8 protein-coding genes, 2 tRNA genes and 3 rRNA genes are annotated in these 13870 nt (G+C 54.0%); all 13 read left to right on the top strand.

The features are described from left to right. The 13 genes from ilvN to CES87_RS09005 all read left to right on the top strand — a co-directional run bounded on the left by ilvN (nucleotide 1) and on the right by CES87_RS09005 (nucleotide 13715). Nucleotides 1–492, top strand: coding sequence for an acetolactate synthase small subunit (gene ilvN / locus CES87_RS09070; protein WP_003176102.1), 492 nt, complete (start codon nucleotides 1–3; stop codon nucleotides 490–492). 48 nt (nucleotides 493–540) lie between these two features. Next, complete coding sequence (ilvC, locus tag CES87_RS09065) at nucleotides 541–1557, top strand: ketol-acid reductoisomerase (protein ID WP_007948647.1); 1017 nt, start codon at nucleotides 541–543, stop codon at nucleotides 1555–1557. A 145-nt stretch (nucleotides 1558–1702) separates the two neighbouring features. Continuing rightward, nucleotides 1703–2557: a CDP-diacylglycerol--serine O-phosphatidyltransferase gene (gene pssA / locus CES87_RS09060; RefSeq protein WP_128605867.1), complete on the top strand. Its 855-nt coding sequence runs from the start codon at nucleotides 1703–1705 to the stop codon at nucleotides 2555–2557. A 58-nt stretch (nucleotides 2558–2615) separates the two neighbouring features. Then, nucleotides 2616–3629 (top strand): protein-methionine-sulfoxide reductase catalytic subunit MsrP, encoded by a 1014-nt coding sequence (gene msrP / locus CES87_RS09055; RefSeq protein ID WP_128605866.1) that lies wholly within the window; start codon nucleotides 2616–2618, stop codon nucleotides 3627–3629. Next, entirely contained in the window at nucleotides 3629–4249 is a 621-nt protein-coding gene (gene msrQ, locus CES87_RS09050; RefSeq protein WP_128605865.1) for a protein-methionine-sulfoxide reductase heme-binding subunit MsrQ, read from the top strand. The genes msrP and msrQ overlap by 1 nt, the downstream gene beginning before the upstream one ends. A 486-nt stretch (nucleotides 4250–4735) precedes the next feature. Next, nucleotides 4736–6272, top strand: a 16S ribosomal RNA gene (locus CES87_RS09040). A 160-nt stretch (nucleotides 6273–6432) separates the two neighbouring features. Further along, nucleotides 6433–6509: transfer RNA gene (locus CES87_RS09035), tRNA-Ile, on the top strand. Nucleotides 6510–6536: 27 nt separating this feature from the next. After that, nucleotides 6537–6612, top strand: a tRNA-Ala gene (locus CES87_RS09030). Between the two features lie 243 nt (nucleotides 6613–6855). Then, nucleotides 6856–9747 (top strand): 23S ribosomal RNA (locus CES87_RS09025). Between the two features lie 138 nt (nucleotides 9748–9885). Further along, nucleotides 9886–10001 (top strand): 5S ribosomal RNA (rrf, locus tag CES87_RS09020). The 16S, 23S and 5S rRNA genes sit together here with 2 tRNA genes alongside, the layout of an rRNA operon. A gap of 148 nt (nucleotides 10002–10149) precedes the next feature. After that, nucleotides 10150–10809 (top strand): paraquat-inducible protein A, encoded by a 660-nt coding sequence (locus CES87_RS09015; RefSeq protein WP_128605864.1) that lies wholly within the window; start codon nucleotides 10150–10152, stop codon nucleotides 10807–10809. After that, nucleotides 10796–11419, top strand: coding sequence for a paraquat-inducible protein A (locus CES87_RS09010; protein ID WP_128605863.1), 624 nt, complete (start codon nucleotides 10796–10798; stop codon nucleotides 11417–11419). The genes CES87_RS09015 and CES87_RS09010 overlap by 14 nt, the downstream gene beginning before the upstream one ends. Beyond that, nucleotides 11412–13715: an intermembrane transport protein PqiB gene (locus CES87_RS09005; protein WP_128605862.1), complete on the top strand. Its 2304-nt coding sequence runs from the start codon at nucleotides 11412–11414 to the stop codon at nucleotides 13713–13715. Before CES87_RS09010 ends, CES87_RS09005 begins: the two co-directional genes overlap by 8 nt. Nucleotides 13716–13870 lie beyond the last annotated feature (155 nt).

The raw sequence follows: 13870 nt of genomic DNA, 5'->3' as shown, positions 1-13870 counted from the left end.
ATGCGTCACATTATTTCCTTGCTTCTGGAAAACGAACCCGGCGCTTTGTCTCGCGTAGTCGGCCTGTTCTCGCAGCGCAACTACAACATCGAAAGCCTGACCGTGGCGCCAACCGAAGACCCGACTCTGTCGCGTCTGACGCTGACCACTGTTGGTCACGATGAAGTCATCGAGCAGATCACCAAGAACCTGAACAAACTGATCGAAGTGGTCAAATTGGTCGACTTGTCGGAAAGTGCTCACATCGAGCGCGAACTGATGTTGGTCAAGGTCAAGGCCACCGGCGCCCAGCGCGCCGAGATCAAACGCACTACCGATATTTACCGTGGACAGATCGTCGATGTCAGCGCCAGCGTTTATACCGTTCAATTGACCGGTACCAGCGACAAGCTTGACAGCTTCATCCAGTCCATCGGCACCGCTTCGATTCTGGAAACCGTCCGCAGTGGCGTTACCGGGATCGCCCGCGGCGACAAAGTACTCAGCATCTAAACCAAATTAGCGAATGGCCTGAACGGCCTGGATATATAGGGGAATTTCATGAAAGTTTATTACGAAAAAGACTGCGACCTGTCGATCATCCAGGGCAAGAAAGTTGCCATCATCGGTTACGGTTCCCAAGGCCACGCTCAAGCGTGCAACCTGAAAGACTCCGGCGTAGACGTTACCGTTGGCCTGCGTAAAGGTTCGGCCACTGTCGCCAAAGCCGAAGCCCATGGCCTGAAAGTGACCGACGTTGCTTCCGCTGTGGCTGCTGCCGACCTGGTCATGATCCTGACCCCGGACGAATTCCAGTCTGCCCTGTACAAAAACGAAATCGAGCCGAACATCAAGAAAGGCGCCACCCTGGCCTTCTCCCACGGCTTCGCGATTCACTACAACCAGGTTGTGCCGCGCGCCGACCTCGACGTGATCATGATCGCGCCGAAGGCTCCAGGCCACACCGTACGTTCCGAATTCGTGAAGGGCGGCGGTATCCCTGACCTGATCGCTATCTACCAGGACGCTTCGGGCAACGCCAAGAACGTTGCACTGTCCTACGCTGCTGGCGTGGGTGGCGGTCGTACCGGCATCATCGAAACCACCTTCAAGGACGAGACTGAAACCGACCTGTTCGGTGAGCAGGCCGTTCTGTGCGGCGGTACCGTTGAGCTGGTAAAAGCCGGTTTCGAAACACTGGTTGAAGCTGGCTACGCGCCGGAAATGGCCTACTTCGAATGCCTGCACGAACTGAAGCTGATCGTTGACCTCATGTACGAAGGCGGTATCGCCAACATGAACTACTCGATCTCCAACAACGCCGAATACGGCGAGTACGTGACCGGTCCGGAAGTGATCAACGCTGAATCCCGTCAGGCAATGCGCAACGCCCTGAAACGTATTCAGGACGGCGAATACGCCAAGATGTTCATCAGCGAAGGCGCTACCGGTTATCCTTCGATGACCGCCAAGCGTCGTAACAACGCCGCTCACGGTATCGAAATCATCGGCGAGCAACTGCGCTCCATGATGCCGTGGATCGGTGCCAACAAGATCGTCGACAAAGCCAAAAACTGAGTCTGACGCTTTTACGAAAAACGCGGCTTAGGCCGCGTTTTTTCGTTTGGAGGGCTGGTTCTGGTATAAAGCTGCATCGTTTGCGATGCGAACCGTTGTCGCAGACATCTGTCGAAACTTTCCACCCCGTTGCAAGGTATTGTCCATGAGCGAACGTCCCGAAGAGCCAAACCAGGCTTCTGACGCCGAAAGCCTGCTGCCCATCGATGAGCATGTCGAAGAGGGGCATGACGCTGAAGGTCGTAAAGTCCGGCATCGTGGTATCTATCTTCTGCCGAATCTGTTCACCACTGCGAACCTGTTCGCAGGGTTCTACTCCATCATCAACTCCATGAGCGCCCAAAGTGCCTTGAGTGCAGGTGATTCGATTGGTGCGAGCAAGTATTTTGCGTTCGCCGCCATCGCAATTTTCGTCGCTATGGTGCTCGACGGCCTCGATGGTCGTGTAGCCCGCATGACTAATACCCAAAGCGCCTTCGGTGCCGAGTATGACTCGTTATCGGATATGGTCGCTTTCGGTGTGGCGCCGGCATTATTGGCGTTTGGCTGGGCCTTGGGTGATATGGGCAAGGTAGGCTGGATGGTCGCCTTCATCTATGTCGCGGGCGCTGCACTGCGCCTGGCGCGTTTCAATACCCAGGTCGGCACGGCGGACAAGCGTTACTTCATCGGCCTGGCCAGCCCGGCTGCCGCTGGAGTAGTGGCTGGGATCGTCTGGGCGTTCAGCGATTACGGCATTCAGGGCTCCAAGATGTCCTTCTTGGTAGCGCTGATGGTCGCGGCTGCAGGCATGCTGATGGTCAGCAACATCAAGTACAACAGTTTCAAGGAGCTGGATCTTAAAGGACGTGTGCCTTTCGTAGCGATCCTCGCCGTGGTGCTGGTGTTCGCGGTGGTGTTCAGTGATCCGCCGCGCATCTTGCTGCTGGTTTTCCTCGCCTATGCAGCTTCTGGTCCTGTTCAATACTTGTTACGCCTTCGCCGGCACAAAAGCGTGTAGCTTCCCTCATACTCCGCAGTCTGTTGGTGTATCTGTTCTCCAATGCTGCGGAGTAGCCATGCTGATCAAAATCCCCAAAGCGTCCGACTGCCACGAGTCGGATGTCACGCCTGAGTCCATCTATCTTTCTCGACGCAATGTATTGGGTGCTGCCGTTGCCGGCTTGACCATGAGCGGTCTTCCGCGGTGGGCGAGTGCCGATGAGGCGGCGCGCTACGCGGATGTCGAGCCTGGCAAGGCGCCTTCATGGTTCAGCGAAAAGCTTCCGTCAATCAAGTGGGGGGCGGTTAACGTCAAGGATGAGGCGATAACGCCGTTCAAGGATGCAACCCACTACAACAACTTCTATGAATTCGGTACTGACAAGGGCGATCCGGCCGCGAATGCGGGTGCGCTGAAGACTGAGCCATGGACTGTGGTGGTAGATGGTGAAGTGGGTAGGCCGGGGCGCTATGCACTGGAAGACTTCATGAAGCCGTATCAGCTGGAAGAGCGCATTTACCGTCTTCGTTGTGTGGAGGCCTGGTCGATGGTCATTCCATGGATTGGGTTCCCTATTTCGGCTTTGCTCAACCAGGTAGAGCCAACGTCAAAAGCCAGATTCATCCGCTTCGAAACTCTGCAGGACCCCGAGAGCATGCCGGGGCAGCGGTCGGGGTTCGCCTTGATCGACTGGCCGTATGTGGAAGGGTTGCGACTGGATGAAGCAATGAACCCACTGGCGATTCTGGCGGTGGGGATGTACGGGCGTGAGTTACCGAATCAGAACGGGGCGCCGCTGCGTTTGGTAGTGCCGTGGAAATATGGCTTTAAAAGCATCAAGTCTATCGTGCGAATCACCCTGGAGAGTGAGCAGCCAAAAACGACTTGGCAGAGTATCGCCTCGGACGAGTATGGCTTTTATGCAAATGTGAATCCTGCGGTTGATCACCCGCGCTGGACTCAGGCCCGTGAGCGGCGGTTGCCGAGTGGCCTGTTCAAGCCGAATGTGCGTGACACGCAAATGTTCAATGGCTACGCGGATGAGGTCGCTTCTCTATATACAGGGCTCGATCTGCGGAAGAACTACTGATGCGGTATCCGCTCTGGCGTGTTGGTGTTTTCGTTGCTACGGCGTTATGGCCGCTGCTTTGGTTGTATCAAGCTTGGGAAGATGTGTTGGGACCTGATCCGGGCAAGGTGTTGGTTGACCGGCTGGGCCTGGGGACGCTTGTTCTGTTGCTCATTACGTTAAGCATGACGCCGCTGCAGAGACTCACGGGTTGGACTGGGTGGATTGTTGTCCGGCGGCAACTGGGGTTGTGGTGTTTCGCTTACGTGATTTTGCACTTGAGCGCCTATTTGGCATTCATCCTTGGGTTCGATTGGTCGCAGTTAGGTGTTGAGTTGCGCAAACGTCCCTACATCATTGTCGGAGTGTTGGGGCTTCTGTGTTTGTTGGTGTTGGCAGTGACTTCCAATCGATATAGTCAGCGACGTTTGGGTGCGCTCTGGAAAAAGCTACATCGTCTGGCTTATCTGGTTCTATGCCTTGGGTTGATGCATATGCTCTGGATTGTGCGCGCCGATTTGAAGGAGTGGTCGATCTATGCCGCTCTTGGGGCGTTGCTATTAGTGCTGCGGCTACCGCCGGTAACCCGGCGAATACCGCGTTTAATGGCTAAAAGGGCGCCATTAGCCAAAAAAGTGTAATTAGCGGTTGACGGCAGATTCTGGAGGCCTATAATTCGCCCCACTTCCGGCGCAGTCGAAACGGAAAACTCCTTGGTAAACAATGAGTTACGCAGTTTTCGGCAGTGAGTTGCTTCAGGTCATCGAAGCCGAAAGGAAGTTGAAAAAGAGGTGTTGACAGCAGCGAGTAACGCTGTAGAATTCGCCTCCCGCTGACGAGAGATCGAAAGCGCAAGTGGTTGAAGTTGTTAAGGAAATCCTTGAAAACTTTTGAAGTAATCACTTGACAGCAACAGAGGCTGCTGTAGAATGCGCGCCTCGGTTGAGACGAAAGATCTTAACCAACCGCTCTTTAACAACTGAATCAAGCAATTCGTGTGGGTGCTTGTGGTATCAGACTGCTAGTCAACAGATTATCAGCATCACAAGTTACTCCGCGAGAAATCAAAGATGTAACCAACGATTGCTGAGCCAAGTTTAGGGTTTTCTCAAAACCCAAAGATGTTTGAACTGAAGAGTTTGATCATGGCTCAGATTGAACGCTGGCGGCAGGCCTAACACATGCAAGTCGAGCGGATGAGGAGAGCTTGCTCTCTGATTCAGCGGCGGACGGGTGAGTAATGCCTAGGAATCTGCCTGGTAGTGGGGGACAACGTCTCGAAAGGGACGCTAATACCGCATACGTCCTACGGGAGAAAGCAGGGGACCTTCGGGCCTTGCGCTATCAGATGAGCCTAGGTCGGATTAGCTAGTTGGTGAGGTAATGGCTCACCAAGGCGACGATCCGTAACTGGTCTGAGAGGATGATCAGTCACACTGGAACTGAGACACGGTCCAGACTCCTACGGGAGGCAGCAGTGGGGAATATTGGACAATGGGCGAAAGCCTGATCCAGCCATGCCGCGTGTGTGAAGAAGGTCTTCGGATTGTAAAGCACTTTAAGTTGGGAGGAAGGGTTGTAGATTAATACTCTGCAATTTTGACGTTACCGACAGAATAAGCACCGGCTAACTCTGTGCCAGCAGCCGCGGTAATACAGAGGGTGCAAGCGTTAATCGGAATTACTGGGCGTAAAGCGCGCGTAGGTGGTTTGTTAAGTTGGATGTGAAAGCCCCGGGCTCAACCTGGGAACTGCATTCAAAACTGACAAGCTAGAGTATGGTAGAGGGTGGTGGAATTTCCTGTGTAGCGGTGAAATGCGTAGATATAGGAAGGAACACCAGTGGCGAAGGCGACCACCTGGACTGATACTGACACTGAGGTGCGAAAGCGTGGGGAGCAAACAGGATTAGATACCCTGGTAGTCCACGCCGTAAACGATGTCAACTAGCCGTTGGGAGCCTTGAGCTCTTAGTGGCGCAGCTAACGCATTAAGTTGACCGCCTGGGGAGTACGGCCGCAAGGTTAAAACTCAAATGAATTGACGGGGGCCCGCACAAGCGGTGGAGCATGTGGTTTAATTCGAAGCAACGCGAAGAACCTTACCAGGCCTTGACATCCAATGAACTTTCCAGAGATGGATTGGTGCCTTCGGGAACATTGAGACAGGTGCTGCATGGCTGTCGTCAGCTCGTGTCGTGAGATGTTGGGTTAAGTCCCGTAACGAGCGCAACCCTTGTCCTTAGTTACCAGCACGTAATGGTGGGCACTCTAAGGAGACTGCCGGTGACAAACCGGAGGAAGGTGGGGATGACGTCAAGTCATCATGGCCCTTACGGCCTGGGCTACACACGTGCTACAATGGTCGGTACAGAGGGTTGCCAAACCGCGAGGTGGAGCTAATCCCATAAAACCGATCGTAGTCCGGATCGCAGTCTGCAACTCGACTGCGTGAAGTCGGAATCGCTAGTAATCGCGAATCAGAATGTCGCGGTGAATACGTTCCCGGGCCTTGTACACACCGCCCGTCACACCATGGGAGTGGGTTGCACCAGAAGTAGCTAGTCTAACCTTCGGGAGGACGGTTACCACGGTGTGATTCATGACTGGGGTGAAGTCGTAACAAGGTAGCCGTAGGGGAACCTGCGGCTGGATCACCTCCTTAATCGACGACTCAGCTGTACCATGAGCTCCCACACGAATTGCTTGATTCATTGAAGAAGACGATAAGAAGCAGCCCTAACGGGTTGTAGCTTAATTGGTTAGAGCGCACCCCATGCTTTGTGGTAAAGAGCAGGGTGAGGTCGGCCTTGTAGCTCGAAATTGGGTCTGTAGCTCAGTTGGTTAGAGCGCACCCCTGATAAGGGTGAGGTCGGCAGTTCGAATCTGCCCAGACCCACCAATTTTGTGTGGGAACCTGTAGAAATACGGGGCCATAGCTCAGCTGGGAGAGCGCCTGCCTTGCACGCAGGAGGTCAACGGTTCGATCCCGTTTGGCTCCACCACTACTGCTTCTGTTGTAAGAGCTTAGAAATGAGCATTCCGCCGTGACGGTGATGAATGTTGATTTCTAGTCTTTGGCTAGATCGTTCTTTAAAAATTTGGGTATGTGATAGAAAGATAGACTGAACGTTACTTTCACTGGTAACGGATCAGGCTAAGGTAAAATTTGTGAGTTGCTCTTAGAGCAATGCGAATTTTCGGCGAATGTCGTCTTCACAGTATAACCAGATTGCTTGGGGTTATATGGTCAAGTGAAGAAGCGCATACGGTGGATGCCTTGGCAGTCAGAGGCGATGAAAGACGTGGTAGCCTGCGAAAAGCTTCGGGGAGTCGGCAAACAGACTGTGATCCGGAGATGTCTGAATGGGGGAACCCAGCCATCATAAGATGGTTATCTTAAGCTGAATACATAGGCTTAAGAGGCGAACCAGGGGAACTGAAACATCTAAGTACCCTGAGGAAAAGAAATCAACCGAGATTCCCTTAGTAGTGGCGAGCGAACGGGGACCAGCCCTTAAGTGGCTTTGAGATTAGCGGAACGCTCTGGAAAGTGCGGCCATAGTGGGTGATAGCCCTGTACGCGAAAATCTCTTGGTCATGAAATCGAGTAGGACGGAGCACGAGAAACTTTGTCTGAATATGGGGGGACCATCCTCCAAGGCTAAATACTACTGACTGACCGATAGTGAACTAGTACCGTGAGGGAAAGGCGAAAAGAACCCCGGAGAGGGGAGTGAAATAGATCCTGAAACCGTATGCGTACAAGCAGTGGGAGCCCACTTTGTTGGGTGACTGCGTACCTTTTGTATAATGGGTCAGCGACTTATTTTCAGTGGCGAGCTTAACCGAATAGGGGAGGCGTAGCGAAAGCGAGTCTTAATAGGGCGTCTAGTCGCTGGGAATAGACCCGAAACCGGGCGATCTATCCATGGGCAGGTTGAAGGTTGGGTAACACTAACTGGAGGACCGAACCGACTACCGTTGAAAAGTTAGCGGATGACCTGTGGATCGGAGTGAAAGGCTAATCAAGCTCGGAGATAGCTGGTTCTCCTCGAAAGCTATTTAGGTAGCGCCTCATGTATCACTGTAGGGGGTAGAGCACTGTTTCGGCTAGGGGGTCATCCCGACTTACCAAACCGATGCAAACTCCGAATACCTACAAGTGCCGAGCATGGGAGACACACGGCGGGTGCTAACGTCCGTCGTGAAAAGGGAAACAACCCAGACCGTCAGCTAAGGTCCCAAAGTTATGGTTAAGTGGGAAACGATGTGGGAAGGCTTAGACAGCTAGGAGGTTGGCTTAGAAGCAGCCACCCTTTAAAGAAAGCGTAATAGCTCACTAGTCGAGTCGGCCTGCGCGGAAGATGTAACGGGGCTCAAACCATACACCGAAGCTACGGGTATCACTTAGGTGATGCGGTAGAGGAGCGTTCTGTAAGCCTGTGAAGGTGAGTTGAGAAGCTTGCTGGAGGTATCAGAAGTGCGAATGCTGACATGAGTAACGACAATGGGTGTGAAAAACACCCACGCCGAAAGACCAAGGTTTCCTGCGCAACGTTAATCGACGCAGGGTTAGTCGGTCCCTAAGGCGAGGCTGAAAAGCGTAGTCGATGGAAAACAGGTTAATATTCCTGTACTTCTGGTTATTGCGATGGAGGGACGGAGAAGGCTAGGCCAGCTTGGCGTTGGTTGTCCAAGTTTAAGGTGGTAGGCTGAGATCTTAGGTAAATCCGGGATCTTAAGGCCGAGAGCTGATGACGAGTTACCCTTTGGGTGACGAAGTGGTTGATGCCATGCTTCCAAGAAAAGCTTCTAAGCTTCAGGTAACCAGGAACCGTACCCCAAACCGACACAGGTGGTTGGGTAGAGAATACCAAGGCGCTTGAGAGAACTCGGGTGAAGGAACTAGGCAAAATGGCACCGTAACTTCGGGAGAAGGTGCGCCGGTGAGGGTGAAGCACTTGCTGCGTAAGCCCACGCCGGTCGAAGATACCAGGCCGCTGCGACTGTTTATTAAAAACACAGCACTCTGCAAACACGAAAGTGGACGTATAGGGTGTGACGCCTGCCCGGTGCCGGAAGGTTAATTGATGGGGTTAGCTAACGCGAAGCTCTTGATCGAAGCCCCGGTAAACGGCGGCCGTAACTATAACGGTCCTAAGGTAGCGAAATTCCTTGTCGGGTAAGTTCCGACCTGCACGAATGGCGTAACGATGGCGGCGCTGTCTCCACCCGAGACTCAGTGAAATTGAAATCGCTGTGAAGATGCAGTGTATCCGCGGCTAGACGGAAAGACCCCGTGAACCTTTACTATAGCTTTGCACTGGACTTTGAATTTGCTTGTGTAGGATAGGTGGGAGGCTTTGAAGCGTGGACGCCAGTTCGCGTGGAGCCAACCTTGAAATACCACCCTGGCAACTTTGAGGTTCTAACTCAGGTCCGTTATCCGGATCGAGGACAGTGTATGGTGGGTAGTTTGACTGGGGCGGTCTCCTCCTAAAGAGTAACGGAGGAGTACGAAGGTGCGCTCAGACCGGTCGGAAATCGGTCGTAGAGTATAAAGGCAAAAGCGCGCTTGACTGCGAGACAGACACGTCGAGCAGGTACGAAAGTAGGTCTTAGTGATCCGGTGGTTCTGTATGGAAGGGCCATCGCTCAACGGATAAAAGGTACTCCGGGGATAACAGGCTGATACCGCCCAAGAGTTCATATCGACGGCGGTGTTTGGCACCTCGATGTCGGCTCATCACATCCTGGGGCTGAAGCCGGTCCCAAGGGTATGGCTGTTCGCCATTTAAAGTGGTACGCGAGCTGGGTTTAGAACGTCGTGAGACAGTTCGGTCCCTATCTGCCGTGGACGTTTGAGATTTGAGAGGGGCTGCTCCTAGTACGAGAGGACCGGAGTGGACGAACCTCTGGTGTTCCGGTTGTCACGCCAGTGGCATTGCCGGGTAGCTATGTTCGGAATAGATAACCGCTGAAAGCATCTAAGCGGGAAACTAGCCTCAAGATGAGATCTCACTGGGACCTTGAGTCCCCTGAAGGGCCGTCGAAGACTACGACGTTGATAGGTCGGGTGTGTAAGCGCTGTGAGGCGTTGAGCTAACCGATACTAATTGCCCGTGAGGCTTGACCATATAACACCCAAGCAATTTGCGTCGAAAGGCCAGATTGCGGTGTGTGAAGACGCAATGAACCGAAAGTTCGCACAACACACAAATCTATTACATACCCAATTTGCTGAAGCGTCGAAAGACGGTTCGGTACCCGAATTTCTTGACGACCATAGAGCATTGGAACCACCTGATCCCATCCCGAACTCAGCAGTGAAACGGTGCATCGCCGATGGTAGTGTGGGGTTTCCCCATGTGAGAGTAGGTCATCGTCAAGATTAAATTCCGAAACCCCTATCTGCGTATGCAGGTAGGGGTTTTGTTTTGTCCGCAGAAAAAGCACGATGTGCCTGCGCACAAATTTGCACAGTTATTTTCGACTCAGGACACTAGAATAGGTCCAACTTTTTCGGAGTCAGAGCCTTTATGCCAGATCCGGTTGACGCCTCCGGGCTGTCAGAATTACCGCTGGACGATTTGGTAGCGTGTCATGAGTGCGACTTGCTGATGCGCAAGCCCGAGCTTGCTCATGGCGAGAAGGCCCTGTGCCCTCGTTGCGGTTACGAGCTCTACGCCCATCGATACAACGTCGTGCAGCGTAGTCTCGCCTTGGTGATCGCGGCACTCTTGTTGTACGTCCCTGCGAACTTTTTACCCATCATGCAGCTCAATCTACTCGGGCAGTCATCGCAAGATACTGTCTGGAGCGGTGTTGTCGGCCTTTTCAACACGGGCATGCAAGGCGTTTCTGTCATCGTGTTCCTGTGCAGCATGGGCATCCCATTGCTCAAGCTGCTCTGCCAACTGGCAGTCCTGCTGAGTATCCGTTTTGATATTGGGCGTAGCTATGGCTTGCTGCTTTACCGCATTTATCACCACTTACGAGACTGGGGGATGCTCGAGGTTTACCTCATGGGCGTGCTGGTGGCGATCGTAAAACTGGCAGATATGGCAGCCATGACCGTAGGTCTCGGACTCGCTTGCTTCATCGGTTTGTTATTGGTTCAGGTTTTGTTGGAGGTCGTGATGTCGCCTCACCAGATCTGGCAGGCATTATCAGGAGAGGATGCCCATGCGGGCGATTGATGCAGGCATTCTGATTTGCGCGGAATGCCATGAATTGAACAAGCAGGAAGCTGATACAGATGAACAGACTTGCACTCGCTGCGGAGCACTGGTTCATGCCCGTCGCCCGAACAGTCTGGTGCGGACCTGGGCGTTGCTGATTACCGCAGCAATTCTCTACATTCCGGCCAATGTTTTACCCATCATGACCGTGAGCTCACTGGGCAAGGGTGATCCCAGTACCATCATTTCGGGTGTGATTCAGCTGGTTCAGCACGGCATGATTCCCATTGCAGCCGTGGTGTTTATCGCCAGCATCCTGGTGCCCACCTTCAAACTGGTAGGCATCGCATTGCTGTTGTATTCCGTGCAGCGGCGACAGCCTCTTTCGGCCAGGCAGCGAATCTGGATGTACCGCTTTATCGAGTTTATCGGCCGCTGGTCGATGCTCGATATCTTTGTGATCGCCATCCTTGTGGCGGTCGTAAATTTTGGAAGACTTGCCAGCGTCGAGGCTGATCTTGGCGCGATAGCGTTTGCCAGTGTGGTGATTTTGACAATGCTTGCAGCAGTAACTTTCGATCCCCGACTGATTTGGGATAACACGGAGTCGGACGACGACCATGAATGATTTGCCAACAGCGAAAACCCGACCGGCCTCGAACTGGTCTGCCATCTGGGTGCTGCCCCTGATCGCCTTGGTCATCGGCGGCTGGCTTGGCTGGCGGGCCTACACCGAAACAGGCATCGAGATTCAGGTGCGCTTCGAAAGCGGCGAAGGCATTCAGGCCAACAAGACTGAAGTGGTCTACAAAGGCATGTCAGTCGGCAAGGTAAAGACCCTCAAGCTTGATGATGAAGGCAGTTCCAAAGGCGTGATTGCCACTGTCGAGATGAACAAGGACGTGGAGCAATACCTGCGCACGAGTACGCGCTTCTGGTTGGTCAAACCGAGCGTAACCCTGGCCGGCATCACTGGCCTGGAGACGCTGGTCTCGGGCAACTACGTCGCGATCAGCCCGGGCGAAGGCGAGCCCACCCGCAAGTTCAAGGCGCTGGCTGAAGAGCCGCCACTGTCCGATGCCCAACCCGGCCTGCACCTGACGATCAAGGCCGATCGACTGGGTTCGCTGAACCGCGGCAGCCCGGTGTTCTACAAGCAAATCAAGGTGGGTCAGATCAAAAGCTACTTGCTCTCTGAAGACCAGAGCACCGTCGAGCTCAAAGTGTTTATCGAGCCGACTTACGCAAAGTTGGTGCGCAAACACACGCGTTTCTGGAACGCCAGCGGCATCAGCATCGACGCCAACCTGTCTGGTGTGAAAGTACGTAGCGAATCCCTGGCCAGTATCGTCGCCGGTGGTATTGCATTTGCCACACCGGAAAACCGCAAGGACAGCCCGCCCACCGATCCGAGCCTGCCGTTCCGTCTTTACGAAGACTTCGATGCGGCTGCGGCCGGGATCAAGGTCAAGGTCAAACTCAGCGACTTCGAAGGCCTGCAGGCCGGTCGCACACCGGTAATGTACAAGGGCATCCAGGTCGGTACGCTTAAGGCGCTCAAGGTTGATTCCGATCTATCCGCCGCCACTGCCGAATTGACACTGGACCCATTGGCCGAGGACTACCTGGTCGATGGCACTCAATTCTGGGTGGTCAAACCTTCGATCTCCCTTGCGGGCATCACTGGCCTTGAGGCATTGGTCAAAGGTAACTACATCGCCGTGCGTCCAGGGGATAAAGGCGCTGCACCGCAACGCGAATTCGTCGCGCGGCCCAAGCCACCGCCGCTGGATCTGCGCTCGCCGGGCCTGCACCTGGTGCTGTTCACCGATAACCTCGGTTCGCTGGAAGTCGGCAGCCCGGTTCTCTACAAACAGGTCAAGGTGGGCTCGGTTCAGAGCTATCAGTTTTCGCGCAAGAGAAACCAGTTGGTGATCGGTGTCCACATCGAGAAGGAATACGAAAATCTGGTCAACGCCTCGACTCGGTTTTGGAATGCCAGCGGCATCACGCTGACGGGAGGGCTCACCGGCGGGATTCAAGTCAAGAGTGAGTCGTTGCAAAGCCTGATGGCCGGCGGCATTGCCTTTGAAACGCCGGAAGCCAAGGCGCCGTTGCAAAAGCGCATTCCTCGTTTCCGGTTATTTGCCAGCCATGAAGACGCCACGCAAAAAGGCGCGATGATCACGATCAAGGTTGACCGAGCCGATGGTTTGCGCACCGGGACGCCTGTTCGCTTCAAAGGGTTGGATGTCGGCAAGATCGAAAACGTTGACCTCAGCGATGATATGCAATCGGTACTGCTGACGGCACGCATCACGCAAGTGCCTGAGCGCATCACGCGGGTCGGTAGTGAGTTCTGGGTGGTCAAACCCGAGCTGGGTCTGATCAAGACGTCGAACCTTGAGACTTTGGTGTCCGGGCAATACATCGAAGTGCAGCCCGCAATGAAGAACCTTGGTCCGCAGAAGAATTTTGTCGCTCTGCCAAATCCTCCAGAAACTGCAAAACAAGAAGCCGGGTTGAGCCTGATCTTGAGCGCTCCTCGCCGGGGCTCGCTGAAGGCCGGGGTGCCTGTGACGTATCGCGAAATCACAGTGGGCAAGGTGACGGGATATGAGTTGGGCCAGACCGCGGACCGGGTGTTGATCCGCATTTTGATCGAACCGAAGTACGCACCGTTGGTGCGTAGCGGAACTCGCTTCTGGAATACCAGCGGTTTCGATTTTGATGTTGGCCTGTTCAAAGGCGCGACGATGCGTACTGAATCGCTGGAAACCATGATTCAGGGTGGCGTTGCGTTTGCCACCCCGGACGGCGATCGCATGGGCAGTGCGGCGCGTCCCGAGCAAACGTTCCCGTTATTCGATAAGTTTGAAGAGGAATGGCTGACCTGGGCGCCGAAGATTTCCATCAGTAAATAGCGGGAGATACTTGGGCGTCTGTGATGACGCTTTCGCGGGCAAGCCTCGCTTCTACGGGTTGTGCCGACACCAAAAACTGTAGGAGCGAGGCTTGCCCGCGAAGAGGCCCTGAAGTTCACTGCCAAGCTAAATGAACGCACAAAAAAAGGCCGCGA

This window comes from Pseudomonas sp. ERMR1:02 (assembly GCF_002277815.1).
In the GTDB taxonomy this organism is placed as follows: domain Bacteria; phylum Pseudomonadota; class Gammaproteobacteria; order Pseudomonadales; family Pseudomonadaceae; genus Aquipseudomonas.
The sequence above is the reverse complement of the archived record's forward strand: the minus strand, read 5'-3'. Positions and strand labels throughout refer to the sequence as shown.